The 24492-nt window shown below is 65.7% G+C and carries 14 protein-coding genes; 3 read left to right on the forward strand and 11 right to left on the reverse strand.

Features of this window, described 5'->3' with window-relative positions; translation table 11 throughout:
• Window positions 1-104: 104 nt before the first annotated feature.
• The 7 genes from amoH to PG887_RS14915 are packed head-to-tail and all read right to left on the reverse strand — an operon-like array spanning window position 105 to window position 15545.
• Window positions 105-1628, reverse strand: coding sequence for an amonabactin biosynthesis glycine adenylation protein AmoH (gene amoH / locus PG887_RS14885; protein WP_270822093.1), 1524 nt, complete (start codon window positions 1626-1628; stop codon window positions 105-107).
• A complete protein-coding gene (gene amoG, locus PG887_RS14890) occupies window positions 1625-7885 on the reverse strand; it encodes an amonabactin biosynthesis non-ribosomal peptide synthetase AmoG (protein ID WP_270822094.1) in 6261 nt (2086 codons plus the stop codon). The genes amoH and amoG overlap by 4 nt, the downstream gene beginning before the upstream one ends.
• 14 nt (window positions 7886-7899) lie before the next feature.
• Window positions 7900-8649, reverse strand: coding sequence for an amonabactin biosynthesis protein AmoA (gene amoA, locus PG887_RS14895; protein ID WP_104455800.1), 750 nt, complete (start codon window positions 8647-8649; stop codon window positions 7900-7902).
• A gap of 20 nt (window positions 8650-8669) precedes the next feature.
• A complete protein-coding gene (gene amoF / locus PG887_RS14900) occupies window positions 8670-11771 on the reverse strand; it encodes an amonabactin biosynthesis non-ribosomal peptide synthetase AmoF (RefSeq protein ID WP_270822096.1) in 3102 nt (1033 codons plus the stop codon).
• A complete protein-coding gene (amoB, locus tag PG887_RS14905; protein WP_270822100.1) occupies window positions 11768-12679 on the reverse strand; it encodes an amonabactin biosynthesis bifunctional protein AmoB in 912 nt (303 codons plus the stop codon). Before amoB ends, amoF begins: the two co-directional genes overlap by 4 nt.
• 17 nt (window positions 12680-12696) lie before the next feature.
• Window positions 12697-14361, reverse strand: coding sequence for an amonabactin biosynthesis (2,3-dihydroxybenzoyl)adenylate synthase AmoE (amoE, locus tag PG887_RS14910; protein ID WP_270822101.1), 1665 nt, complete (start codon window positions 14359-14361; stop codon window positions 12697-12699).
• Window positions 14358-15545, reverse strand: coding sequence for an isochorismate synthase (locus PG887_RS14915; RefSeq protein ID WP_270822103.1), 1188 nt, complete (start codon window positions 15543-15545; stop codon window positions 14358-14360). The genes amoE and PG887_RS14915 overlap by 4 nt, the downstream gene beginning before the upstream one ends.
• A 320-nt stretch (window positions 15546-15865) precedes the next feature.
• On the opposite strand from PG887_RS14915, the gene PG887_RS14920 reads away from it, so the two are divergent.
• Complete coding sequence (locus PG887_RS14920) at window positions 15866-16417, forward strand: lipoprotein (protein WP_039038906.1); 552 nt, start codon at window positions 15866-15868, stop codon at window positions 16415-16417.
• 146 nt (window positions 16418-16563) lie between these two features.
• A complete protein-coding gene (locus PG887_RS14925) occupies window positions 16564-18564 on the forward strand; it encodes a hypothetical protein (RefSeq protein ID WP_270822105.1) in 2001 nt (666 codons plus the stop codon).
• Between the two features lie 58 nt (window positions 18565-18622).
• On the opposite strand, the gene glgC is transcribed toward PG887_RS14925, so the two are convergent.
• The gene (gene glgC, locus PG887_RS14930; RefSeq protein ID WP_069784837.1) at window positions 18623-19897 is read right to left on the reverse strand and encodes a glucose-1-phosphate adenylyltransferase; all 1275 of its coding nucleotides are present in this window, start codon (window positions 19895-19897) and stop codon (window positions 18623-18625) included.
• 188 nt (window positions 19898-20085) lie between these two features.
• Here glgC and PG887_RS14935 point away from each other — a divergent pair, with 188 nt between their 5' ends.
• On the forward strand, window positions 20086-21723 hold the full coding sequence (locus tag PG887_RS14935; RefSeq protein ID WP_270822108.1) for an EAL domain-containing protein: 1638 nt from the start codon (window positions 20086-20088) through the stop codon (window positions 21721-21723).
• Here the strand turns inward: PG887_RS14935 and PG887_RS14940 are convergent.
• The 3 genes from PG887_RS14940 to PG887_RS14950 all read right to left on the reverse strand — a co-directional run bounded on the left by PG887_RS14940 (window position 21686) and on the right by PG887_RS14950 (window position 24442).
• Window positions 21686-22180 (reverse strand): hypothetical protein, encoded by a 495-nt coding sequence (locus PG887_RS14940; RefSeq protein ID WP_010674428.1) that lies wholly within the window; start codon window positions 22178-22180, stop codon window positions 21686-21688. The two genes, PG887_RS14935 and PG887_RS14940, sit on opposite strands and share 38 nt — an antisense overlap.
• A 147-nt stretch (window positions 22181-22327) precedes the next feature.
• Entirely contained in the window at window positions 22328-22690 is a 363-nt protein-coding gene (locus tag PG887_RS14945) for a DUF2750 domain-containing protein (RefSeq protein WP_010674427.1), read from the reverse strand.
• Window positions 22691-22813: 123 nt separating this feature from the next.
• On the reverse strand, window positions 22814-24442 hold the full coding sequence (locus tag PG887_RS14950; RefSeq protein ID WP_039038910.1) for a methyl-accepting chemotaxis protein: 1629 nt from the start codon (window positions 24440-24442) through the stop codon (window positions 22814-22816).
• Between the last annotated feature and the right edge of the window lie 50 nt (window positions 24443-24492).

The raw sequence follows: 24492 nt of genomic DNA on the forward strand, positions 1-24492 counted from the left end.
GCATATGGATTTAGGGACTCAGAATACTTTTTTCTGAAAATCAAGGCGGCCTTCCCCGGAAAGCCGCGATGAACCTCTTTTTATCCATGGCTCGGCAAGGCCGTCTACTCCGGCAATGGCAACGCCTTTCTGTCGAGCTTGCCGCTACCGGTCTTGGGCAGGGCATCCAGCAGGATAAGCCGCGCCGGCACCATGTAGTGAGGCAGCGTCGCCTGCAGCCCCTTGCGCAGGGCGAGGCGATTGAGCGTCACCCCGCTTTTCGCCTCCACGTAGCCCACCAGCATGGCCTCGTCCTCCTCACCCACCAGACGCACCGCCGCCTCCTGCACTCCGGCCTGGCGGCGCAGTCCCGCCTCCACCTCGCCGAGCTCGATGCGAAAACCCCGCAGCTTGACCTGATCGTCGCGCCGTCCCAGATAGAGGAAGCGGTCCGCCCCAAGGAGGCGCACCCGATCACCGGTGCGATAGAGGCGATGGGTGGCAAGGCGCAGGAAGGCGGCGCTGGTCAAGGCCGGCTTGCGCCAGTACCCCTCGCACAGGGCCGGGCTCTCGATGCAGAGCTCGCCGCACTCCCCCTCTGCCACCGGCTGCCCCGCCTCGTCCAGCACCCAGTGCCGATAGCCGGGCAGGCTGTGGCTGATGGTGATCTGACCATCGACCGGTGGCCAGCGCACCTCGCTCACCAGCGACCAGACGGTGGCCTCGGTCGGCCCGTAGCAGTTCCACAGCCGCCGGGTGCGGGCACAGAGCTGCTCGGCCAACCCTGAGTCCAGCGCCTCGCCGCCGCACAGGGCGGTGAGGGTATTGCGCCCCTGCCAGCCCGCTTTGAGCAGCATGCGCCAGCAGGCCGGGGTGGCCTGCAGCCAGTTGATGGAGGGGTCGGCCTCGACCAAGGCCTGCATCCCCAGCGAATCCTTGTTGTACTCGCCGCCGGCCACCGTGAGCCGGCCACCGCTCCAGAGCGGCCCCAGCATCTCCAGCAGGGAGATGTCGAAGGCCGGGGTGGTGATGAAGAGCCAGTGGCAGCTCGGTGAGAGCCCGAGCCGCTCGCGGATCCCGTCGAGGAAGCAGAGCAGGGCCCGCCGGCTGATGATCACCCCCTTGGGCTCGCCGGTGGAGCCCGAGGTGAATATCATGTAGGCAGCCAGGGCGTCATCCACCTGAGGCCAGGAGACGGGCCCTACCGCTGCCGGCCCATCGAGGGTGCGCAGCGGACAACCGAAGGCGGGAGCCGGTCTGTCACCGTCGCAGATCACCGCCGACAGGCGCGCCTGACGGGCGATCCCCTGCAGCCGCTCCACCGGAAAGTCCGGCTCAAGGGGCACGAAGGTGAGGCCAAGCCGCAGGCAGGCCAGCAGGCTGGCCACCAGATCGGGGCTGCGGGAGAGATAGAGGCCGACCCGCTCCCCCACCGCCAGCCCCTGCAATCGGGCGGCAATCTCGCCGACTCTGGCATTGAGCGCGCCGTAGCTGAGCCACTGCTCATCTGATCCGCCCATATGGATGGCGGGGGCCAGCGGGCTGGCGGCCAGACAAGCCGCCAGCCGCGCCCCCAGGTTGGCCGTCCCCTTGGGGGCGCCTCTCATGGGTGACACGGCCGGAGCCTTATGCTTGATGGTCATCGTCATAGCGCGGCCTCCGTTTGGCGCACCAGCCAGTGCCGATAGAGCCGGCTGGGGGATGGGTGGGCCTTGAGGGTCTGCAGGGTGAGCGGCGCCCGATCCTGCGCGAACGCCTCGTTGAGGGCCGCCAGCAGGGCGAGCTGCTGCACCGAATCCACCCCGAGTTCACACAGGGTCTGCTGCCAGATGCCGGGCACGCCGCACTGGCGCTCCCACAGGGCCACCAGCGCGCGGGCCTCGGCCGGCGGCTGAGCCAGGCTGGGCTCCGCCCTGGTGGCGACCACCTGCGGCATCACCGGGGGCTGTGCCGTCGCCACTCTGGCCGGTTGGCCCAGATCCGCCTGCGCCAGCCAGTCGAGCTCGGCCAGCCAGTCAGCCAGCACCGCCTCTGCCCGGGCCTCGGGGATCTGCTCGCCATCGAACTCGAGGCGCAACTGGAGCGTCTCACCCCGGCTGCTGACCACCAAGGAGAGCGGCAGCTCCACCTTCTCCACCACGGCGCCAAAGCGTGGCACCAGCTGGTGAGGTTCGGGGGCGACAGGGGCCGCCGGCATGGGATAGTTCTCGAACACGAACAGACTCTGGAACAGACGCGCCCGGCCTTTGGTCAGTGCCGCCAGCGACTGGGTGCCGTGCTCATTGAGTGCCATCAGGTCGGTCTGCAACAGGGCGATATGCTCGGCCAAGCTCAACTCGGTGCGCCACGCCAGGGCCAGTGGCAGGCTGTTGATATAGAGCCCGACGCTCGCGGTGATCCCCTCGATGGGGTAATCCCTACCCGGGGTCACGTTGCCCACCAGGGTGATGGCATCGCCAGAGCGGCGTGCCAGCAGACGGTGCCAGGCATATTGGGCCAACAGGCCCGCGGTCACGCCAAGGTCGCGGGCACGATGGGCGAGCAGGGTCGCCACCTCGGCCGGCAACGACGTGGCGCACACCGCCGGTCGCTGCTGGGTATGGCGCCCGCTTGAGCCCGCGTCCAGCGTCACCCCGAACAGGCAGGCGAGATCGTTGGGCGTTGCCAAGAGCTCGCCCCGCCCCTGCCAGTAGGCGTCGGCGCTGCGGGCTTGGCTGGCGATATGGCGGCCAAATTCGAGCCAGGCGGTATCCGGCTCGCCCTGCGGCAACAGGCCGTTCATCAGCGCCTGATAGGCGTGATGCAAGGAACCCAGCAACACGGGGCCGCTCCAGCCATCCAGCACGCCGTGATGGGCGCTGAAGATCACCTTGTGGTGATCGGGGGCCAATTTGAAACAGGCAAGGCGCAGCAGGGGCGCCTGCTCCAGCGGGATCGGGCGGGCCAGATCCTGCTGGCGGTAGGCCTGGACCCGTGCCTCTGCATTTTCCACGTCAGACAAGTCCTCATAGTGGAACGGCAACTCGGCATGCTTGAGGATGCGCTGCAGCGCCACCCCGTCCGCCAGCACCAGTTCGCTGCGAAGGGCCGGCCAGCGGGCGATCTGCCCCTGCCAGGCCTGACGGTAGACCGCCACGTCCAGCGGCTGGTGATAGTCAAACTCGGTCTGCAGGTGATAGGCGTGATCCCGGGGCAGCAACACCCTGTGATGGAACATGCTCTGCTGAAGCGAGGTCATCGGCAGCAGGGTCTCCACCTCGCGCCCGGCCAGCACCCCATCGAGCCCGGCTTGCGAGAGGCCAAGCCCCGGGAAGTCGCTCGGGGTGTGGCGTGGAGCCTGCAGGTTGCAGCAGTGCTCCACCAGCGCCGTCAGGTTGTCCGCCAGCCGCGCCATCAGGGCGTCGCTCGCCTGCTGGTTGAGGGCGCCCACCTGGCGCAGGGTGAGGCGGCCATCAAACACGCCCCCGTGCAGGCTGACCAGCTCGCGCGGCAGGTTGTCAGGGGACGTGGGTGCCCCCGGTGCCATCGGCAAAGGCTGCCAGGGCTGAGCGGCCTTGCCCTGATGGCTGACCCCCAGGTAGTTGAAGACCACCAGGGCTTCGGGCAGTGCCCAGCCACGGGGGTGGTGCAGCCGCAAGGCGTTGAAGCCCACCCCCTTCCCCGGCACGGCGCGCAGCTGCTCCTTGGTGGCGCACACCAGCGCATCCCATGCCCCGGCATCTTCCAGCGCCAGCGGATAGGTGCTGGTGAACCAGCCCAGGGTACGGCTCACGTCCAGTTCGGCATCGATGGCCTCACGGCCGTGTCCTTCCAGCATCACGCAGTGACGGCTGCCGTAACCCTGCTCGCTCAGGGTACGGGTCAGGGCCGCCAGCAGCAGGTCGGGTACCCGGGTGAAGTAGGCCTGGTTGGCGGTGTCGATGAGACGGGCCGTGGTCTCCTGACTCAGTTGCAGCAGGCTGGCGGCGGCGCGGCCATCGGCGGCGCGCGCCGCTTCCAGCAGCTGACCCTGGCAGCCCTCCCCCTGAGCCAGCCAGAAGCCAAGCTGATCCTCTTCCCGTTTGGCGTAGGCCGCGAGCCCCTCGCCCCACTGGCGATAGCTGCTGCCCTTGGCGGGCAGTGGCTCACCCCTGCTCACCCGGGCCAGATCCTCGGCCAGGATGCGCCAGGAGACCGCATCGATGACCAGATGATGGAAGGCAAGGAAGAGCCCCTCCACCGTCTCGCCCTCGCGATCCCCCTCGAGGGAGAGATTGCGCAGGCGGGCCCAGGCCAGGGTGTGGCCGCTGGCAGGGTCGAGCTCTCCCTGCAGCTCGGTCAGGCGGGCCTGCAGTTCGGCCTCATCGAAATTGGCGGCATCCAGGGTCTGCAACGGCGGCAATGGCAGTTCGGCCAGGTAGCGCTGGCCGGTCGGGGTCACCGCCAGGCGCAGGGCATCGTGGTGCTGGCGCAGGGTATCCAGCCAGCCGCGCAGGGCCTCATCGTCCACCCCGGCCGGCAGGCGCAGGATCACCCCCTGGTTCCAGTGACCGGACTTGGCAAAGCCCTGTTCGAAGAACCAGTGCTGAATGGGATGGAGCGGGAACTCGCCGGTCAGGCTGCCCTGCTCGCTCCTGTGGCTGATTGCCTGCTGCTGGCCGAGCTGGCGGCAGAGGCGGCGCACCGTCTTGGCTTCGAACACGTCCTTCACGCTGCAGTGCAGCCCCGCATCCCGCAACCGGGTGGTGAGCTGGATGCTGAGGATGGAGTCACCCCCTAAGCGGAAGAAGTCATCCTCCACCCCGAGCGGTTGCTTGAGCACCCCTTGCCAGATGGCAAGCACGGTCTGCTCCAGTTTGTTTTGCGGCTCGCCCTTGCTCTGCTGCCAGACGATGGCGGGCAGGCGGCGCAAGTCCAGCTTGCCGTTGGGGGTGAGCGGCATCTCGGGCAGCCAGCAGAGGCGCGCCGGCACCATGTATTCGGGCAGGCACTCGCCGGCTCGCTGCAGCAGGGCATCGCCGTCGGGCTCGCTCGCCCCGGCCTGCAAACAGGCGTAAGCGAGCAGGCGCCCCTCCTGCACCACCACCTTGATCTGGCGAATGGTCGGGCACAATTCGGCAAGCCGGGTCTCTATCTCCCCCGGCTCGATGCGATAGCCGCGCAACTTGATCTGCTCGTCTATCCGGCCCAGATACTGGATGTTGCCATCGCGGCGCAGCAGGGCCCGATCGCCGGTGCGATAGAGGCGATGGGTACGTTCCGCCAGCGCCAGCTCGATAAAGGCCTCCTGGGTACGCTGTGGCAGATTGAGGTAGCCGCGGGCCAGCCCCAGCCCTGCCAGGCAGAGCTCGCCGGGCCCCCCCACCGGACAGTGGTTGCCCGCCTCGTCCAGGATCAGCGCCTTCAGGTTGTTGATCGGTCGGCCGATGGTGATGGGCGCCCCCGGGGTGAGCCGCGCGCAGAGCGCGGTGACGGTGCACTCGGTCGGGCCGTACATGTTGAACAGGGCCACCCGCTCCCCCCAACGCTCCACCAGGGCGCTCGGGCACGCCTCGCCGCCAAAACCGATGGCCTTGAGGGAACCGAGTTCCGCCGGTGGCAAAAGGTTGGCAAGCAGGGCGGTCGGCAAAATCATATGGCTGGCACCCCGAGCGATCGCGGCACCGATCACCCCCTCGCCCGGCTCGCCGAAGTGCAGGGCCGCGCCGCAGTAGAGCGGCAACAAGGCGGTCATGTTGCCCGCATCGAACGAGAGGGACATGCAGTTGAACATGGCCCCATTCTGATCAAGGGCGATGCGCTCGCCGTGATCCGCCATCAAGTTGACCAGGCTGCCCTGCTCCACCATGACCCCCTTGGGCAGGCCGGTGCTGCCGGAGGTGTAGATGATCTGGGCCAGCATGGCGGCGTCCCGAGGCAGTGCAGGCGTGCTGGTTGGCATCTTGTCCAGCGCCAGCCCGTGCAGATCGTGATACTCGGCCGTCGTGCCCGCCAGCGCCTCGCCAAGCCGCGGGTCCGGCACGCCCCCCAGCACCAGGCTGATGGCTGCATCGCCAAGGATATGGGCCAGCCGCTCGGCGGGATAGGCAGGGTCGAGCGGTACATAGGCCGCCCCCGCCTTCCAGCAGGCGAGCAGGGCGATGACGAAGGCCACATCGCGCCTGGCCTGGATGCCGATGGCGGCGCCCGAGGTGACGCCCTGAGCCTGCAGCCAGTGGGCCAGTCGGTTGGCACGCGTTTCCAGCTCGCCATAGGTCAACGATTGCGCACCGTCGCTGACCGCCAACGCGTCCGGGCACTTCCCAGCGCGCCGCTCGATATGACAGAGCAGGGTGTCGCGGCTCGGGTAGTCCCGCGGCAGGTCGGCAAGCTGTGCGGCCAGGGCGGCCTGGTCGGTGCCCGCCTCCAGCGGCAGTTGCCAGATGTCGGTCTCGGGGGCCGCCACCACGGCGCGCATCAGGTGAAGCAGGCGATCGGCGTAGGCCTGGATGGTCTCTCGCTCGAACAGGGCGGTGGCAAACAGCCAGTCCACCCGGACGGAGTCCATCAGCTCGGTCACCTTCACCGAGATGTCGGTCTTGGCCGGCAACACAGGCGAGGTCTCCTCCACCAGCTGGCAGCCGGGGATGAGATCGTTGAAGTCCACCTTGGCCTGATAGACCAGCATGATCTGGAAGATGGGGTTGATGGCGGTGGTGCGATCGGCACCGATGGCCTCGGCCAGCGCCTCGAAGCGGTAGAGCTGGTGATCGAAGGCCGCCAGATCATCCTCCCGGCACTGCTGCAGATAGTCGACAAAGCTGGGCTTGCCGCTGAGTTGAGTGCGCAGCACCAGCGTATTGACGAAAAAGCCCACCAGCGACTCGATCTCGTGGCGCTCGCGATAGGCGAGCGGGGTGCCGATCACCACCTCCTTCTCGCCGCTCTGGCGCACCATCAGCAATGCAAACAGGGCGTGCAGACCGATGAAGTTGGAGGTGCTGTGCCGTTGGCAGAGGCGCTTGAAGCTCTCCCACAGCGTGTTGTCGATGGTGGAGAAGACCAGCTCGCCGCCGCTGTCCTGATGGGCCGGGCGCGGCTTGTCGAGCGGCAGACCGTGCACCTCGGGGCTGCCACCGAGCCGGTCGACCCAGAACGGCTTGAACTCGGCGTGATAGTCGAGAAAACGGTCCGAGTTGAACCAGCGGGCATAGTCGATGTAGGTGAGCGGCAGTTCGCTCACCTGCAAGGGCTCGCGGTTCTGATGGGCAAGAAAGGCGCGCTTGAGATCCGCGAACATGTTCTTGACCGACCAGCCGTCGGAGATGATGTGGTGCTGGGTGATCAGCAACACGTGCTCGCGGCTGCCCAGCCGAATAAGGTGCACCCGGCTCAGATCCCCCCGGGTCAGGGAGAAGGGACGGCCTATCTCTTCCCGCACGCGGCGGGCCACATAGGCCTCGCGCTCGGCAGTGGGCTCTGCGCTCACGTCCTCAATGTGCAACGTGAAGGGCGTATGGGGCAGGATCTCCTGCGCCCCCCTGCCCGCCTCGTCCTTGATGAAGCGGGTACGCATGCTGGGGTGGCGGGCAAACAGGTGGTCGAAGGCAAACTCCAGCGCCGCCGTGTCCAGCTCTCCCTTGACGCGAAAATAGACCGGCATGTTGTAGAGGTGGGAGGCCTCCTCGTACTGCTCGATAAACCAGAGCCCGCTCTGGGACGAGGAGAGCGGCCCCTGCCGGGCGCCCTCGGTGGCGATAGGTTCTTCGAAAGCGGCGCGGGCCGCCAGGCAGCGCACCAGCTCATCCTTGTGGGCCTTGATGGTGGCGCCGATGGCCGGTGTCACCGCCTCCTTGCTCGACTGGGAGATAAGCTGGCCTTTCTCGTTCAGCCCAAGCTTCACTCCCTGCCGTTCCAGCTGTTTCAACAGCAAAATCATATTGTTCATCTGTTTCTCAAGCCTCAGGCACTCAGGGTGGCGCCGCCGTCGACGACCAGATCCTGCAGCGTGATGTGGCTGGCCAGATCCGAGGCCAGGAAGAGGACGGTATGGGCGATCTCCGCCGGGGTGGCGACCTTGCGCAAGGGGATGCCGAGCTTGAACTGCTCCGGCAACCCGGCAATGGTGCGGGCCATGGCCTCCTCGCTTGGCAGCATGCCGCGCAGCATGGGGGTATCCGTCGAGCCCGGCGACACCAGGTTGGCGCGCACGCCGAAGGGGGCCAGCTCCAGCCCCACCGTCTGGGTCAGGCTGGTGACCGCCGCCTTGGAGGCGCAATAGGCCGCCATCTGCATGCGCGGCACATGGGCGGCGTTGGAGCCGATGGTGACGATGGCGCCGCGCCGCTGCCCCTTGAAGTGGGGCACCAGGGCCCGCAGCAGATAGAAGACGCCGCTGGCGTTGACCGTCATGCAGTCGTGCCAGTCATCATCGCTTAAGGTTTCGGTGGGGCCGAGACGCAGTACCCCGGCCCCGTTCACCAGCACATCGAGCCCGCCGTCTGCCAGCAGCGCTGCGCAGCAGGCGTTGACCGCCTTCGAGTCGCCGATATCGAGCAGCCGGGTGGCATAGGGGTAGTCGGCTTCGGAAAACGCCAGATCCAGCCCCACCACGATTGCGCCGGCCGCCACGAACTGCGTTGCCACCTCGCGGCCGATGCCGCGCCCGGCCCCAGTCACCCAGACCCGCTTGCCACTGAAATCAAAGGCCATTGCTTGTTGCTCCTTATCCATCACCACACCATCTCCACGCTCTCTTCGTCCTCGGCAAGCAGGCCGTCGAGGAAACGGCAGAAGTCGTCGAGGCGCGGGTGATCGAACACGTCGGAGACCTTGACCTGCACCCCGAACTCGGCGCCGAGCAGGTTGACTATCTGGATGGTCTGCAGGGACTGGCCCCCCAGTTCGAAGAAGTTGTCCGTGGGCGCCATGGTGGCGAGCCCCAGGATCTGCTGCCAGATGGCGCCGACCCGGTTCTCGGTCTCGCTGCCCAGGGTCAGGGCTTCGCCGCCCGCCTGGTAGGCGGCCAGCAAGGCCTTGCGATCCAGCTTGTTGGAGCCGGTGCGAGGCAGCTGGTCATAGTGGCGATAGTCGGTGGGGATCATGGCGGCAGGCAGCACCCTGGCCAGCTGCGCCTTGATGACCCGGCTGTCGCGCTCCGGCCCCGCCACGAAGGCCACCAGCCGGCGCACGCTGCCGATGCTCACCCCCTGCACGCAGGCCTCATCCACCCCGGGCAGGGCCAGCAGCTGGGCCTCCACTTCGCCGGGCTGGATGCGATAACCGCTTATCTTGAATTCGTTGTCGCGCCGGCCGAGGTAGACCAGCCGGCCGGACACCAGGCGCACCCGATCGCCGGTGCGATAGACGGGCATCAGCTCCGCGCCAACCCGCAAGGTATCGAAGCTGCCTTGTACGCCCCCCACATAGCCGTTGGCCAGCTGCGGGCCGAGCAGTACCAGCTCGCCTTCCTCGGCGGGTTGCTCCCCCGCCCCCAGAATGAGCGCCTGCATGCCGGGCAGCGGCAGACCGATGGGCAACTGGGCCTGGCTCGGGTCTTCCTGTTGCAGCTCCTGAGTGGTCACCACCACGGTCGTTTCGGTGGGACCGTAGGTGTTGAACAGGCGCACATCGGAGCGACCCTGGCGCTGCCACTGGGCCAGCTGCTCGGGGTAGACCGCCTCGCCGCCGATGATGACGGTGGTAAGCCCGGCAGGAATGTGGGCCTGACCCGCCGTCAATGCCACCACCCACTCGTTCCAGAACGCGGTGGGCAGGTCGAGGTGGGTGATCCCCATCTGCTCCACCCCGGCCGCAAAGGCGGGCATGGATTCGAGCAGGGCGTCGGTGCGTAGTACCAGGGTGGCGCCGGCGCTCAGGGTGGCGAACACCTCCTCGATGCTGGCGTCGAAGTTGAAGGGGGCGAATTGCAACATCCGCGCGTCTTCATCCAGGTGATAACGGCAGCGGGCGGCGGCGGCGAAGTGATCCAGCGCGCCGTGGCTCACCGCCACCCCCTTGGGCAGGCCGGTCGAGCCCGAGGTGAACATCAGGTAGGCGACGGCACGGCCGGCGGCCGGCTGGTTCAAGCGGTTATCGCTCACCAGATCCCCCGCCAGGAGCGTGCGCCCCTCAAACAGGCTGGCCAGCTTGTGGCGGTACTCGGCCTGGGTGATCAGGGTCTTGACCTCCCCCAGCCGCAGAATATGGCCCTGGCGCTCCAGCGGCTGCTCGGGGTCGAGCGGCACGTAGACGGCGCCCGCCAGCAACACCGCCAGCTGGGCGAAGATGGCCTGGGGGGTGCGGGCCAGCATGACCCCCACCTTGTCGCCGGGGGCGACGCCTGCGGCCTGCAGGGCGGCCGCCATCTGTTCGGATCTGGCCAGCAGCGCCTCGTAGCTGAAGCGGGCCTCTCCCTGCGCCGAGCTCTGAATCAAGGCAATCTTGTTCGGGGTCTGGGCGGCGAAATGGCAGAGCGCCTCCAGCACAGGCCGAGCCTTGATCACTTCATGGGAGGGGCCGGCGATCAGGGCGCTGGCTCGCTGCTCGGCCAGCCAGTCGGCCTTGAGCGCCCCCAGAGTCTGGGTGGGCTCGGCCAGCCAGCGGCCCAGCAGGGCAAACAGGGTATCGGCGATGGCAGCCAGATCCCCCTGCTGGTAGCAGCCGGGGTTGGCGTCCAGATCCAGTCTGGGCTGGCCATCGACGCCGACCTGCACCTCGATGGTGAGATCCTCCACCGGCCCGGCGCTGATGTTGAGAATATGGGCAGATAGCGGCCCGAAGCGGCGAGCGTGATCGAACGGCATGATGTTGACCAGCGGGCCGAACAGGCGTTTGTCACCCCCCACCAGGCCAAGGTCGCGGCGCAGCAGCTCGTAGCGGTAGTGCTGGTGCTTGCGCACCCCGCGCTTGGCCTTGGCCACGGCGCCAGCGGCTCCCGCCAGATCCAGTTCTTCACCCAGAGTCAGCGCCAGCGGGGTAATGTTCATCTGCATGCAGGGCACGGTCAGCGACGCCGAGCCGATGCGGTTCATCATCATCAGGCCGAGCAGGGTCTTATCCTGGCCGCTCGACAGCGACAGCTGGGCCGAGAGACCGGCCAGCAGCAGATCGGGCCAACCCAGCTTGTGCTCGTCGGCAAAGCCGGTCAGGGATTGCCAGAGCGCCGCCGGCAGCGGACGGCTCTCGCGGATAAATTCGGCGGCGATCGGTGCGCGGGTCTCGCCAAAGGACTTCACCTCGGGCCAGCCTTGCAGCTGCTCCTGCCAGAAGGCGCGGGCGGCGGCGTTCTTGCCGCTCTGCTCGCGGCTCGCCTCTTCTGCCAGCACTTCAGCCAACGAGCCGAAGGGGGATGGGGAGTTCATCTCACCGGCCAGCCCCTCTGCATACAGTTCGGCGATGCGCTGGAACAGCAAGGTGGTGCCAAAGCCGTCGAGGGCGATGTGGTGCACGCAGCTGTAGAGATAATCGCGGCCGGGGCCGCGCAGCAGGGCGAAACGGCAGGGCGCTTCTTGGGTCAGCTCGAACGGGCGGCGCAGATCGGCCCAGGCCCAGGCGCGGGCCAGCGTCTCGTCATCGCGCTCGAGGGAGACCTCTTCATAGGCCAGGGGCAGCTCATGCGAGACGAAGCAGACCGCCTCCTTATCGTCTTCGAAGTGGCCCTTGAGCGCCTCGCACTCCCCCACCGCCTTGGCAAGGGCTGCGACCAGCACGGCCGCCTCGACCTTGCCGTCGAAGGCGATGCACTCGGCGGTGTTGAACATCGCCTTGTCATCGTTGAGCAGATGTCCGGACCAGAGCCCCTGCTGGGGGATGGTCAAGGGGAAACGGTTCATGGGGCCACCTCCAGGGCCTGGGCTGCCAGCTTGGCCTCGATGAGGCGCCACCAGCCGTTGAGGGTCGGCAGCTTGGCGAGATCCACGAAGCCGAGCTCCACCCCGGCGGCGCGCCACTCGGTGAGCAGGGCCATGATCCGCACCGAATCCAGACCGTAGTCGATGAGGTTCTCGTCGGGGTCAAACTCCCCCTCGTCCTCGTCGATGTGACTCAGCAGCCGCGCCTTGAGCCCCTCATACGTCAGCAACGGATTGGTGGGCTGGGCGGCAGAAGCGGAGGCCGAGGCAAGGGCCAGCACCTCCTCGCAGCGGATCACCTTGCCGCAGCGGGTCGCCACGTAGTCGAGCGCCATCTGGTGGTCGGCCAGGGAGAAATCCGCCACCCCGTCCGCCAGGAAGAAGGGCTGGATGTCGCGCATGAAGGCGTCACAGGCGGTCATCATGCAGCCGATATGGCCGTAGATGCCGCCGATGATCAGCTGATCCCGCCCCAGCGCTTTGAGCATCTGCTCCAACTCGGAGCGCTGGAAGGCGCTGTAACGCCACTTGACCAGCACGGTGTCGTCACGCTCCGGGCGCAGCGCTGCCACCACCTGCTGCTGCTCGGGCCGCTTGTTGAGACCCGGGCCCCACATGTCGTTGAGCAGGGCGCGATCTTCAGGGGATTGATCCTTGGGCTGGGCGGTGTAGAAGACCGGGATGCCGAGGGCCTTGCACTGCTTGCGCACGGCGGCCAGCTGCTCGGTGAGCGCCGCGATCAGCGGGCTGTTTTCGCCATAGAAGGCGGTGAAGTACTCCTGCATGTCGTGGATCAGCAGGGCGGCGCGCTTGGGATCCAGAGACCAGTCGACCTTGTTGGCCTTCCACTGGCTGGGCATGGCGTAATTGTTCAGGGTTAGGATAGCCATAACGTCATGATTCCTTACTAGTTTTTATGCTGTAGAGGCTGGTTGGCGGCGATGGCGTGCGCAATGCGCGCCCGCAGCCCCTGCTTGTCAATCTTGCCCACCGCCGTCATGGGCAGGGCGTCCAGAGTTTCGAAACGGTCGGGCAGCTTGAAGTCCGCCACCCCGCGCTCGCGCAGAAACTTGCGCAAGGCCAGCGGCTTCAAGGCGGGATCCGTGCTGACGATGAAGGCGCAGCTCTTCTCCCCCATGGCGCTGTCAGGCATGGAGACCAGGGCCGCATGTATAATGGCCGGATGGTGCAGCAGCTGGTTTTCCACCTCTTCCGCCGCGATCTTCTCGCCGCCCCGGTTGATCTGATCCTTCTGCCGCCCCACCACGGTGAGGTAACCATCGGCATCCTGTACCACCAGATCGCCGGAGCAATAGAAACCCTCGGCATCGAACACCCGGGCGTTGTGGGCCGGGCTCTGGTAGTAACCGCGGAAGGTATAGGGGCCGCGGGTGTGCAGGGCGCCAGGCTCGCCGGGGGCAACCGGATTGCCCGCCTCATCGAGGATGCGCACCTCGTCGTCCGGGCTCATGGGGCGGCCCTGGGTGTGAATGACCTTCTCGTCGGGATCAGAGAGCCGGGTGTAGTTGACCAGCCCTTCCGCCATGCCGAACACCTGCTGCAGCCGGCAGCCGAGCAGCGGCCCAATCTTGCTGGCCACCGCCTCCCCCAGCTTGGCGCCGCCCACTTGCAGCAAGTCGAGGCTCTCGAGCTGAGTGCGCGCTGTTGGATCCGCTTCCGCTGCCTGCAGCCAGAGCGAGACCGCCGGCGGCACCAGCGAGGTGAGGTTGACCCGGTGGCGGGCGATCAGCGGGAAGCAGCTGATGGGGCTGGGGTCGGAGGCGAGCACCACGGCGCCACCCGCCTCGAACACCCCCAGGGCGCCAGGGGAGCTCAAGGGAAAGTTGTGGGGCGCCGGTAGGGCGCACAGATAACGGGTATGGGAGCCGAGGCCACAGATCTCATTGCTGCGGCGCACGCTGTAGTAATAGTCGTCATGGGTGCGCGGGATGAGCTTGGGAGTGCCGGTACTGCCGCCGGAGAGCTGGAAGAAGGCCACCTCGTCCGCCGGGGTCGGGCCATATTTCACTGGCTCACTCTCATCCCCCTTCGTCAACCAGTGAGTCAGCCCCAGCTCCCCCCCATCGCCATCCAGCAGCACCAGCTCGGCGCTGATGGTTGTCAGCAGCTCGCTCTCGCGACCCTTGCTCGCAAACAGCGGATGAGCCAGCGAGCCGATAAAGAGGCGCGGTGTGATCTGCTCGGCATAAGAGAGGAGCTCCAGCCGGTTGTGGCTAAAGAGCGCATTGACCGGCGCGATGCCGGCCTTGAGCAGGGCGAAGAACACCAGATAGAACTCGGCCACGTTGGGGAGCTGCACCAGCGCGGTGTCCCCCACCCCCAGGCCGTGGCGGGCCAGATTCGCGGCCAGCCGGCTCGAGGCGGTGTCCAGCTCGCGATAGCTGAAGCGGCGCTTGCCGCAGAGGATCGCCTCGGCGTCGGGGGCCAGTTCGCACTGACGCGCCAGCATGGCGGTGAGCGGCTCGCCGCGCCAATAGCCCTTGGCGCGGTAGCGCTCCGCCAACTCTTCGGGCCAGCGGGTATAGGGCAGGAAGCGGTTGAATTGGCTCATTGCGCCACCTCCAAGCCCAGGCCCAGGGCTTTTAACATGGTCCCCAGCTTGGTGCCGGTCTCGGCCCACTCCATGGCGGGATCCGAGCCCGCGACGATACCGGCGCCAGCAAACAGCTCCACCTGATGGCCATCGAGCACGCCGCAGCGGATCACCACGGCCCACTCACCGTTGCCCTGGCTGTCGCACCAACCGACGATGCCGCTGAACAGGGCTCGCCGGAAGGGCTCCTGCTCGCGGATGAACTGGCGGGCGAGTTCGGTGGGATAGCCGCACAGGGCCGGGGTGGGATGCAGCTGGCAGGCAAGTGACAGTACCGATGCCTCGCCGCCATTGAGCCGCCCGGCGATGGGGGTGCCCAGATGCCAGAGGGTATCCGTGCTCATCAGCGAGGGATGAGCGGGGATCGCCAGCTCGCGGCAGTGGGGGGTCAGCACCCGGCGGATCTCGTCGATCACCAACTTGTGTTCATGCTGATCCTTGCGAGAGGCCAGCAGATCCCGAGCCACCATCTCGTCTTGCGCCGGCTCGCTCGCCCGTCTGGCGGAGCCCGCCAGCGGGTGGGTGAAAACCTCTCCCCCGCTGACCCGCAGCAGCAGCTCGGGGCTTGCGCCCAGCAGGCGGCGATCCTGATCGAGCGGCAGGGAGAAGTGGAAGGCGTGGGGATTCTGGGCCATCAAACGGGCCATCACCTGCTTAGGGTCAGCGGGCTGGTGCAGGGTAAGGGTGAGTTTGCGCGACAACACCACCTTGGCGAGCCGACCTTGTGCAAACGCATCCAGCGCCGCGCTGACCGAGGCCTGGAATTCGCTGGCCGGCGGGGTGCTCTGCACCGAGATGACCCGGTTGGCCTCGGGGGCTTGCTCAGCCGCTGTCACCGATGACGGCTCTGTCGGGGCCAGTTTCTCGCACCGCTTATAGCTGCCGGGCACATAGAGGCAGGAGGCCTCCGCCGGGTCGAACGCAAAAGCACCGATCAGCAGAGGGTTGGTCTGGCCGGCAGCCCTGGCGGCATCGAGGGCCAGGGTTATCTGCTGTGCCAGCAGGGGCCACTCGCAGGCGGGGGTGGTGATGGGTTGCCCCAGGTCAGTGGCACTGATCGTGCCCTGACACGAGGTAAACAAGAAATCAGGCGACATCTTCGCCTCGGCAGGTGTGCCATTGTCCATTACTCGAGTCTTCACGTAACACCCTCAAAGAAGATTCAAAATGATAATGATTATCAGTTTGACTTTGTGCGGCGGTAAAATACTCGCTTTGAAATCGCGGGGTCAATGGGATTTTGCATCGTTAAAACAGGAGCTTGTCTGTGGGTATGTCGGGGATGACGCCAGGACGGGCCTGCTGGCCGTGAAGGGAAACAGCTACTCGAATGAAAACGGATTGCCATCCCCATATGGGGGATGCGACAGAAACCGGTCATAGAGGCCCCACTGGCGGCCAACCCGCTTTGCCTCTAAGATGGCGCCACCTCTTGTGACAGCCCCGAAAATGGAACCCTCCCATGTTGAAACACCTGCTTCTGCTTCCCTTCGCCCTGCTGCTGGCGGCCTGCTCGCTGACCCAGTACAGCGTCAGCGAAGGGGAGATCAACCAGTACCTCAAGGAGCGAGTCGCCTTCGAGAAACAGCTGGGGATCCCCGGCATCATGTCGAGCAAGATCCGACTCGATGACATGCAAAGCCGCATCGGCCGCAGCCAGGCCGACAAGGTCGAGCTGGATGCCGCCGGCGAGCTGCAGGTGGCAAGCCCCCTTGGCAGCCAGCAGATGAAGATCCGCCTCTCCCTGCGGGCACGCCCGGACTATGTGGCCGAGCAGGGCGCCATCTATCTGCGCGATCTCGAATTGCTCTCCGTCAAGACCGAGCCGGCGGACGTGGGCACCGCCCTCTCCCCGCTCTTGCCCACCTTCAACCAGTCCCTCTCCCTGTTCCTCTCCCAGACCCCCGTCTACCGGCTCGATGGCAGCCGCCAGAACGAGGCGCGGATCAAGGAGAAGGTCGAGGCCCTCAAGGTGGAGCCGGGCCGACTGGTCATCCCCTTCAAACTGATGTGACACCTGCCGCCGCGCCTCTCCTCTTCACCCCACCGGGGCGCGGTTTTTTTCTTCTCAAGCCCCGCCCTTTGCCCCATAATGCACACCATTCTCATTTAGATTCATGAGAAGCGTCATAATAAAATCAACAATATGGTGAGAAGGACATGAGAAAAACCGTACTGGTGCAGGCGATCGCCTGCGCACTCCTCAGCAGCGCCGCACAGGCTGCCGTCAAGGTGGAGGACAAGACGTTCAACACCGCCGCCAACATGCTGGCCTACACCGAATTCGAGCTCTCCGGCGAGCCGCTGGCCGAGGCCCTCGGTCTGGATCTGGATGTGCTGGACGCCAACCGCGCCGACGAGCCGACCCCGTTCGACTTCGCCGCCGGCATCGAATCCTATGAATACTCCGAAGAGGCGATGTACGCCCTCAACTACCAGTCCGGCATGGGCCCCCATCTGGTAAACGGGCCGCAAAACCAGGCCCGTGGCGGCACCCTGGCCGATCTGGGCAAACGGGTACTGGCCATGGCAGAGGCCGTCGGCTTCCCCGCCGATGAAATTCCCCAGGGCATGTATCCCCTCTCCCTGCCCTACGCCTCCGCCAACCCGGAGTTCGCCCAGGCCGTGAACGCCACCCCGGTCAACGGTGACCAGATCACCATCAAGACCGCCAAGGGCAACGAGAAGAGCGTCAAGACCCAGGTCCCCGCCTACTTCCGCGACTACGCCACCCTGCGCTGGAGCGGCAGTGACAACCTGCTGGTCCCGGCCGCCGTGGGCGGCATCCTGCTCAAGGAAGTGATGTGGTCCCAGGATTTCCTGGGCGGCATGCACGTAGCCGAGACCGATGAAGAGGTGGAAGCCGCGTCCGCCACCATGGATCAGGACGGCAAGCACAAGCTGGGGGTTTCTGCCGCCGACGGCTTCAACGGCATGATGCTGACCGAGCAGTCCATCGACAAGCTCGCCATCCTGCAAGGTCAGCTCGGCTTTGACGGCAAGACCCTGGGCGCCAAAATCATCCCGCAGTACGATCCGGCCAAGGGGGTTGTCTACTTCCCTCATCAGGTGAAGGTGACCGAGACCAGCAAGAACGACGCCGGTGCCATCGGCAAGCTGGAGGTCGTGGACGGCTCCGCCCAGTTGCGCGACGCCTGGATGCTGCTGTGGCCCCTCTCCGAGTTCTACGCCTTCAGCGATCAGCGCACGGCCAACACCAATCAGAACCCGGCCTTCCACGCCGTGTTTGACGGTGCCCCGTTCGCCGCCGCTCCGGCTGCCAACCAGACCAACGATCTGGGCAAGGCGGTGGCGGGCAGCGATGCCTTCTCCCTGGCCCTGAACCTCTCCAACCTCACCTTCAAGAACCTGCTGGCCCTGCACTTCGAGCCCAAGGCCGGCACCCTGGTCGACAGCTGGCAGGCTGGCAAACAGGCCGGGCACGTCACCACCTTCGACGCCGCCTACGCCCTGGTCGCCCTGCAGATCTTCCAGCGCGCCCAGGATGCGCTGCCGGTGGGTTACGCCGCCGGTGACAATGGCGAGCTGAACCTCAAGACCCCACAGGGTGAGCAGGCGATCGCACTGGTCCGCAAGCAGGCCGATTTCATCCTCGCCAACCTCAAGGGCAAGAACGGCCTGGTCCATGACGGTCTGACCCTGGGTGGCAAGCTTGACGCCGGTCAGTCCATCGACGCGCAGTTCGCCGCCATCCGCGGCCTGACCGCCGCCTTCCTGGCCACCTCGGATGCCAAGTACCGCACCGCGGCGCGCGAGCTCTTCATCGCCGCCGACAAGGCCTACTTCAATGCCAAGGCCGGTACCTGGCTCGCCGGCAAGCAGGGTGAATACACCCCCTGGACCCAGGCCGCCATCTCCGGCGCCCTGCGCTCTGCCATGCTGAACCTGCGCAACGAAGGGGCCGAGAAGGCACCCGAGCTTGAGCTGGCACAGCTGACCCAGCGCTACGTGAGCTGGTTCCGCGGCACCGTCAACGGCGGCATGCAGATGGCCGAATGGGTCGGCGACTCCGGCGAGAACGTCATCGAGGGTGCCGGCAGCGACACCGACGAAGATGGCGTCCCGCAAGTGACCGCCGCCGGTGGCAAGCATGGCACCGCCATGGTGATGGCCGGCAAGGCCCTGGTCAGCGAGAAATAAATCGACCACCAATAGAAAGGGAGCCCAGGGCTCCCTTTTTTTGTCTGTCTCGACGAGGTTAGCCGAGCTTGGCCAGCATCGGCTTGGTCACCAGCACGATGCCCTGCTCGGAGCGGTAGAAGCGGCGTGCATCCTCGTCCGCATTCTCCCCCACCACCAGGCCGTCTGGCAGCTTGCACCCCTTGTCCACCACCACCCGGCGCAAGCGGCAACCAGCCCCGATCTCGACCCCGGGGAAGATCACCGCCTGATCCAGGGTACAGAAGGAGTGTACCCGCACGTTGGTGAACAGCACCGAGTTGAGCACGAAGGAGCCGCTCACGATGGAGCCCCCCGCAAACATGGAGTTGATGGTCATGCCGTGCTGGCCGTTTCTGTCCTGCACGAACTTGGCCGGGGGCGACATGTTCTGGCTGGTCCAGATGGGCCAGTTCTCGTCATAGATGTCGAGCTCCGGTACCACGGAGGCAAGGTCCATGTTCGCCTCCCAGAACGAATCCAGGGTCCCCACGTCGCGCCAGTAGGGTTTCTGCCCCTCCTTGGCCCCGACACAGGACATGTTGAACGGGTGGGCAAATGCCTTGCCCTCCCCCACGATGCGCGGGATCACGTCCATGCCGAAGTCGTGCTTGGACTCCTGGTTGTGGATGTCCTCTTCCAGCAACTGGTAGAGGTACTCCGCCTCGAAGATGTAGATGCCCATGGAGGCCAGCGAGCGATCCTCGCAGCCCGGCATGGCGGGCGGATTGGCCGGTTTCTCCACGAAGGTGCGGATCTTGCGTTGCTCGTCGATGTCCATCACGCCGAAAGCCGATGCCTCGCAGCGCGGTACCTCGATACAGGCCACCGTCACCTTGGCGCCGAGGCGCACGTGATCGAGCAGCATGGCAGCGTAGTCCATCTTGTAGATGTGATCCCCCGCCAGCACCACGATGTACTTGGGACCGTAGTCACGGATGATGTCGACGTTCTGGTAGATGGCATCTGCGGTGCCGCGATACCAGTGCACCTCGTCCACCCGCTGCTGGGCGGGCAGCAAGTCGATGAACTCGTTCATCTGGTAGCGCAGGAAAGACCAGCCCGATTGCAGGTGGCGCAACAGGCTGTGGGACTTGTACTGGGTCACCACACCCACCCGGCGGATGCCGGAGTTGATGCAGTTGGAGAGCACGAAGTCGATGATACGGAATTTGCCGCCAAAGTGGACGGCGGGCTTGGCGCGGTTATCGGTCAACTGCTTCAGGCGGCTGCCCCGTCCCCCTGCGAGCACCAAGGCCATACTCTGATTCAATAGTTGCCGTGCTTTGGCGGTGTCTACGGGTTCTAGCAACATATCTACCTCTGCTCTGTTGGGGCTGTTTTCAACCCATCTTCGCTTTTTTTACAGACCATGAAAGTGTTTTCACTCACATTTAGTTGCATTCCGCCGGCGCTTTATCGTGGAGTTGCGTGAGTACTCATGTTTTGCGCCAGCGACTTGGTTAGAATTTCTACATCATGAACATCATCAAGGATGAAACGATGTTGAATAAACATGAGGGAAACCTGCTGCTGGTCAGCGCACTGGTCTGCATTCCCATGCTGCTGTTGCAGGGAGTGCTGCTCGCCCCCCCCGCCTCACCGCTCACCCTGCTGCTGGTCCTGATGACCACCCTGACGGGATTCGCCCTGCTGCTCTTTCTCACCCACAGCGTGCGCCGTGGGGAAAAGGCGAGGCAGGAGCAACGCTGGCTGCTGGCGCTGCAGCAGCGGGATCCCGCCATGCTCGACAGCGTACAGGCACAAACGGCTCTGCGCCAGCTCCTTGCGTCCTTCAATGAGGCCGAGATCGATGCCCACCGCCAGATCACCGAGTTGCACAATCAGGCGACCCGGGACGAGATGACGGGCCTTGGCAACCGCCACGCCTTCCGGCGCGATCTGACCGAGCTGCTGCAACAGGAAAACACCCAGACCGCCATCCTGGTGCTCATCCGCGCCACCGAGCTCGGGACCCTCAACGCCCAGCGCGGCTTCCAGTCCGGGGATGCCTACATCCGGGACATCGCCGCCCTCATCAGCCACACCGTCAACCGCTTCCCGGGCCACCGGGTCTATCGCATCTCGGGGGCCGATTTTGCCGTCCTGCTGCCCCCCCTGGCCCAGATCCCGCCCCATCTGCTGGGACGGGATCTGAAGCTCGCCTTCGATCGCTATCAGCACGATCACGAGCTCGAGAGCGCCGCCTACTCGGGCATGACCCGCCTGAGCAGCGAGCAGAAGATAGAGGCCATTCTGGCCCGGGCGGATCTCGCGCTGGCCCGCGCCCAGACGGAGGTGGTCAATGGCTGGGCCATCCAGCAGAACGACGAGGTGGTCGAGGTGCAGGGTCAGCGTCACTGGACCCAGGTGCTGACCGAGCTGCTGGAGCAGGAGAGCGTCAGCTTCACCTGCCAGCCCATCCAGCCCCTGCATCGCGGCATGCTCGCCTATCACGAGATCTATCCCCGTTTCAGCAGCAGCGACGGCACCGTGCTGCCAAGCGATACCCTGCTCGCCATGGCGCAGCGGCTGGACATGGTACTGCGCCTGACCCAGATGGTGATCCGCCATGTCATCCGCCAATACCGCGCCTTCGGAGGCCACAACAGCCGATGGGGTCTCAATCTGCCGGGCTCCCTGCTGCAAAACAGTGCCTTTCTCATCTGGCTGGATCACCAGTTGCAAAAAGACCCCGACATCGGGGCCAACCTGGTGTTCGAGCTCGACGAGGAGCACCTGGAGCGCAACCTGACCGGGTCCAGGCGGCTGTTCGAGCTGCTCAGGCGCCACGGCAGCCGCTCGGCCATCTGCAACTTCGGCAAGGGGATCGGCTCCTTCAGCCTGTTTCGCGAGCTCAAACCCGACTACATCAAGCTGGATCCCGGTCTCATCACCGAGCTGGAGCAGGATCTCACCAACCAGCAGTTCGTGCGGATGATCGTCGACGTCTCCCATCGCATGGGCTGCCTGGTGATCGCGGAAGGGGTGGAACAGATAGGCCAGAAGCAGATGCTGCAGAGCATGTATGTGGACGGCTTGCAGGGCTACCTCATCGCCCGGCCCCAGGGGCTGGGACCGGAGATCGGTCAGATGGGGATCTTCACGGAGACGGTTTCAGCTTCAACAGGGTCAGAATGATGTCGTTGAGCTGGCGATAACGCTCCAGCTCCTTCTGATCGTAACGGGTCGCCAGCATGGTCGGGTTGTGGCGATGCTTGAGGTAGCGGTTGATCTGCAGGCGGTTGAACCCGGCCACCTTGTAGATCTGGCCGAGCAGGGCATTGAGCTCGTCGTCCGCCAGCCCGGCCCGGGTCAGGTAATCGGGTTGGGACGGGCTCTCCTGGCGGGCCGTGACCTTCTCCAGCTGGCCACGCTCCTGCAAATAGGTGAGCCACTGCTCCACGTAGAGCGGCTTGCAGCCCCCCAGCAGATTGAAGTACCCCACGGCATCGCAGCGGCACCCGCTCAGCAGCACCAGGGCCAGCTCGTCGCTGTCACACTGAAAGCTCACCGGGCCGCTCTGGCTCCAGTCCAGCGCCTGCACCTGGATCCTCCCCTGCGCCCCCGCCTTCGTGGTCACGTCAAAGACAAACATGGCACCTCCCGATCGGCAAAGGGTTGATGATGACCCATCCCCGGGACGGGTGCAAAGGCAAATCGCCTATTCATGGCCCATGGCGGCCATAAAAAAACCGGCCCCCCGAAGGGGGCCGGTTCATCACAATCCGGCAGGACGGCAGACTCAGGCGTCCAGTTCCACCAGCGCCTTGGCCAGCTCGATGGGCTCGAGCTCCTGGCCTTCCAGATCGGCGTTCCAGTTCGGGCCGACCAGCACGTCATCCTCGTCCAGATCGTTGATCCAGATGTCCAGGAACTCTTCGAGCTCGATCACTTCCGGCTCGTAATCCGCCCACTCGTCCACGCAGTGCAGGCGGGCATCCCCTTCGGCGGACCAGAGCGGCATCACGTCCGCATCTTCGAACTCGGCGGAGCGGCACACCACCCAGTCTTCACCGTAGCGCAGACCCCACACCTGACCCGACTCGCGGACTTCTTCGATGAACAGCTGGAAATTGGCGTCAAGATTGTCAGTTAGTTTGCTCATGGGGTCTCTCTCTTGCAAAGCAATGGCAGGCTGTCGGCCAGGGCTGGCCGAGAATGGGGCAGATGGTGTCCCAAAAGCCCCCCAGACTCAAGCCTTATCCCGAAAAAGCGGGGATAAAGGCCGTCAGATGCGATATTTCGCCACCAGGGCCCCCAGCTCGTCGCAGGCCAGCGCCAGTTGCCCGGATGCCTGCTCGGTCAGCCGGTTCTGGGCCAGGGCATCCGCCGCCAGTTGGGTGATGGCCACCAGCCGCTGGTTGATCTCCTCCGCCGCCCGGCTCTGCTCCGCCGCCGCCGTGGCAATCTGCCCATTCATGGCAGTAATGGTGTGGACGGATCCATCGATGGCATTGATGGCGACATCCGCATCGCCGGCCCTGTCCGCCGTCGCGCGGGAGAGCTGCTGCAACTGGCTGATGCCGCTGACCACCTTGCCGGCCCCCTCCTGCAGCCGCTGGATCATCTGCCGGATCTCGTCGGTGGAGCTGTGGGTGCGGGTCGCCAGGGTACGCACCTCGTCGGCGACCACCGCAAAGCCGCGCCCCTGCTCCCCGGCCCGTGCCGCTTCAATGGCGGCGTTGAGGGCCAGCAGGTTGGTCTGCTCCGCCACCCCGCGAATGACGTCGAGCACGGAGCCAATCTGCTGAGTCTCCTGCTCGAGGCGGCTCACCGCCTGTACCGTCTCCACCATCTCGTCCGCCAACTGGCTGATGGACTCCCGGGTCTGGACCACCACCTCGCGGCCATGCTGGGCCAGATTGAGGGCCGAATCCGCCGCGTCGGCGGCCTGGGCCGCGTGCTGGCCCACTTCGCGGCTGCTCACCGTCATCTGCTCCATGGCGCTGGCCACCCGCAGGGTATCCTGCTCCTGGCCGGTGACGATGGCGCCGGTACGCTCCACCACCTCGGCCAGCTGGTGGGCATGCACCCGGTTCTGATCCGCTATCTGCTGGCTGCGGGCCACCAGCTGCGCCATCTGGCTGGCGAAGAGGTTGAAGTTGATGCTGAGCTGGCTCAGCTCGTCACGCCCAGACTCCGGCAGACGTACCCGCAGATCCCCCTCCCCCCTGGCGATGTTGCCAAGGGCCGAGACCGAGCGGGAGAGGGGCACGACGATGCTGCGCACAATGAGGCCAACCACGGCAAACAGCAGGAGGGCCAGCACCAGCCCGATCCCCAGCAGGGTGTGCAGCACCTCCCGGTACTGGGCCTCGACGTCGTCCACATAGACGCCGGTGCCGATGATCCAGTCCCAGGGGGCGAAGCGCTTGATGTAGGAGATCTTGCGTACCGGTTCGTCCACCCCCGGCTTGGGCCAGTAGTAGGCCACCTCCCCCGCGCCCTGGGCCCGGGCCAGATCGGCGAAGGCGACGAACAGCCTGAGCCCCTGCTTGTCCTCCACCCCGGAGAGATCCTTGCCGTCCAGCTCGGGTTTCATGGGGTGCATCACCATGGTGGGGTGGCTGTCGTTGATCCAGAAGTAGTCATCGTTGCCGTAACGCAACCCCTTGATCAGCGCCAGCGCCTCGGCCTTGGCGCTCGCCTCGTCCAGCTCCCCCTTGCGCACCCTGGCTTCCAGCCCCGCCACCAGGCTGTAGGCGGTCTCCACCTGGGCCTGGGTCTGGCGGCTCTTCTCACCCATCAGCCCCTGCTGATAGATCTGCAGGCAGAAGAACAGCAGCAGTCCCAGCAGCGCCAGCACCATCAGGGTCACCAGCGACAGACGCCGACCGATACTCCATTGTCTCAACATACCCTCGCCCCGCAGCAGCTACATATCCTTAACACAAGGTATGCCGCCGC

This window comes from Aeromonas sp. QDB14 (assembly GCF_027707845.1).
GTDB classification, from domain to species: Bacteria; Pseudomonadota; Gammaproteobacteria; order Enterobacterales; family Aeromonadaceae; genus Aeromonas; species Aeromonas caviae.

Coding starts and splice junctions, on each gene's coding strand:
- amoH (WP_270822093.1), bottom strand. CDS start 1,628: ATGACGATGACCATCAAGCATAAGGCTCCGGCCGTGTCACCCATGAGA.
- amoG (WP_270822094.1), bottom strand. CDS start 7,885: ATGAACAATATGATTTTGCTGTTGAAACAGCTGGAACGGCAGGGAGTG.
- amoA (WP_104455800.1), bottom strand. CDS start 8,649: ATGGCCTTTGATTTCAGTGGCAAGCGGGTCTGGGTGACTGGGGCCGGG.
- amoF (WP_270822096.1), bottom strand. CDS start 11,771: ATGAACCGTTTCCCCTTGACCATCCCCCAGCAGGGGCTCTGGTCCGGA.
- amoB (WP_270822100.1), bottom strand. CDS start 12,679: ATGGCTATCCTAACCCTGAACAATTACGCCATGCCCAGCCAGTGGAAG.
- amoE (WP_270822101.1), bottom strand. CDS start 14,361: ATGAGCCAATTCAACCGCTTCCTGCCCTATACCCGCTGGCCCGAAGAG.
- PG887_RS14920 (WP_039038906.1), top strand. CDS start 15,866: ATGTTGAAACACCTGCTTCTGCTTCCCTTCGCCCTGCTGCTGGCGGCC.
- PG887_RS14925 (WP_270822105.1), top strand. CDS start 16,564: ATGAGAAAAACCGTACTGGTGCAGGCGATCGCCTGCGCACTCCTCAGC.
- glgC (WP_069784837.1), bottom strand. CDS start 19,897: ATGTTGCTAGAACCCGTAGACACCGCCAAAGCACGGCAACTATTGAAT.
- PG887_RS14935 (WP_270822108.1), top strand. CDS start 20,086: ATGTTGAATAAACATGAGGGAAACCTGCTGCTGGTCAGCGCACTGGTC.
- PG887_RS14940 (WP_010674428.1), bottom strand. CDS start 22,180: ATGTTTGTCTTTGACGTGACCACGAAGGCGGGGGCGCAGGGGAGGATC.
- PG887_RS14945 (WP_010674427.1), bottom strand. CDS start 22,690: ATGAGCAAACTAACTGACAATCTTGACGCCAATTTCCAGCTGTTCATC.
- PG887_RS14950 (WP_039038910.1), bottom strand. CDS start 24,442: ATGTTGAGACAATGGAGTATCGGTCGGCGTCTGTCGCTGGTGACCCTG.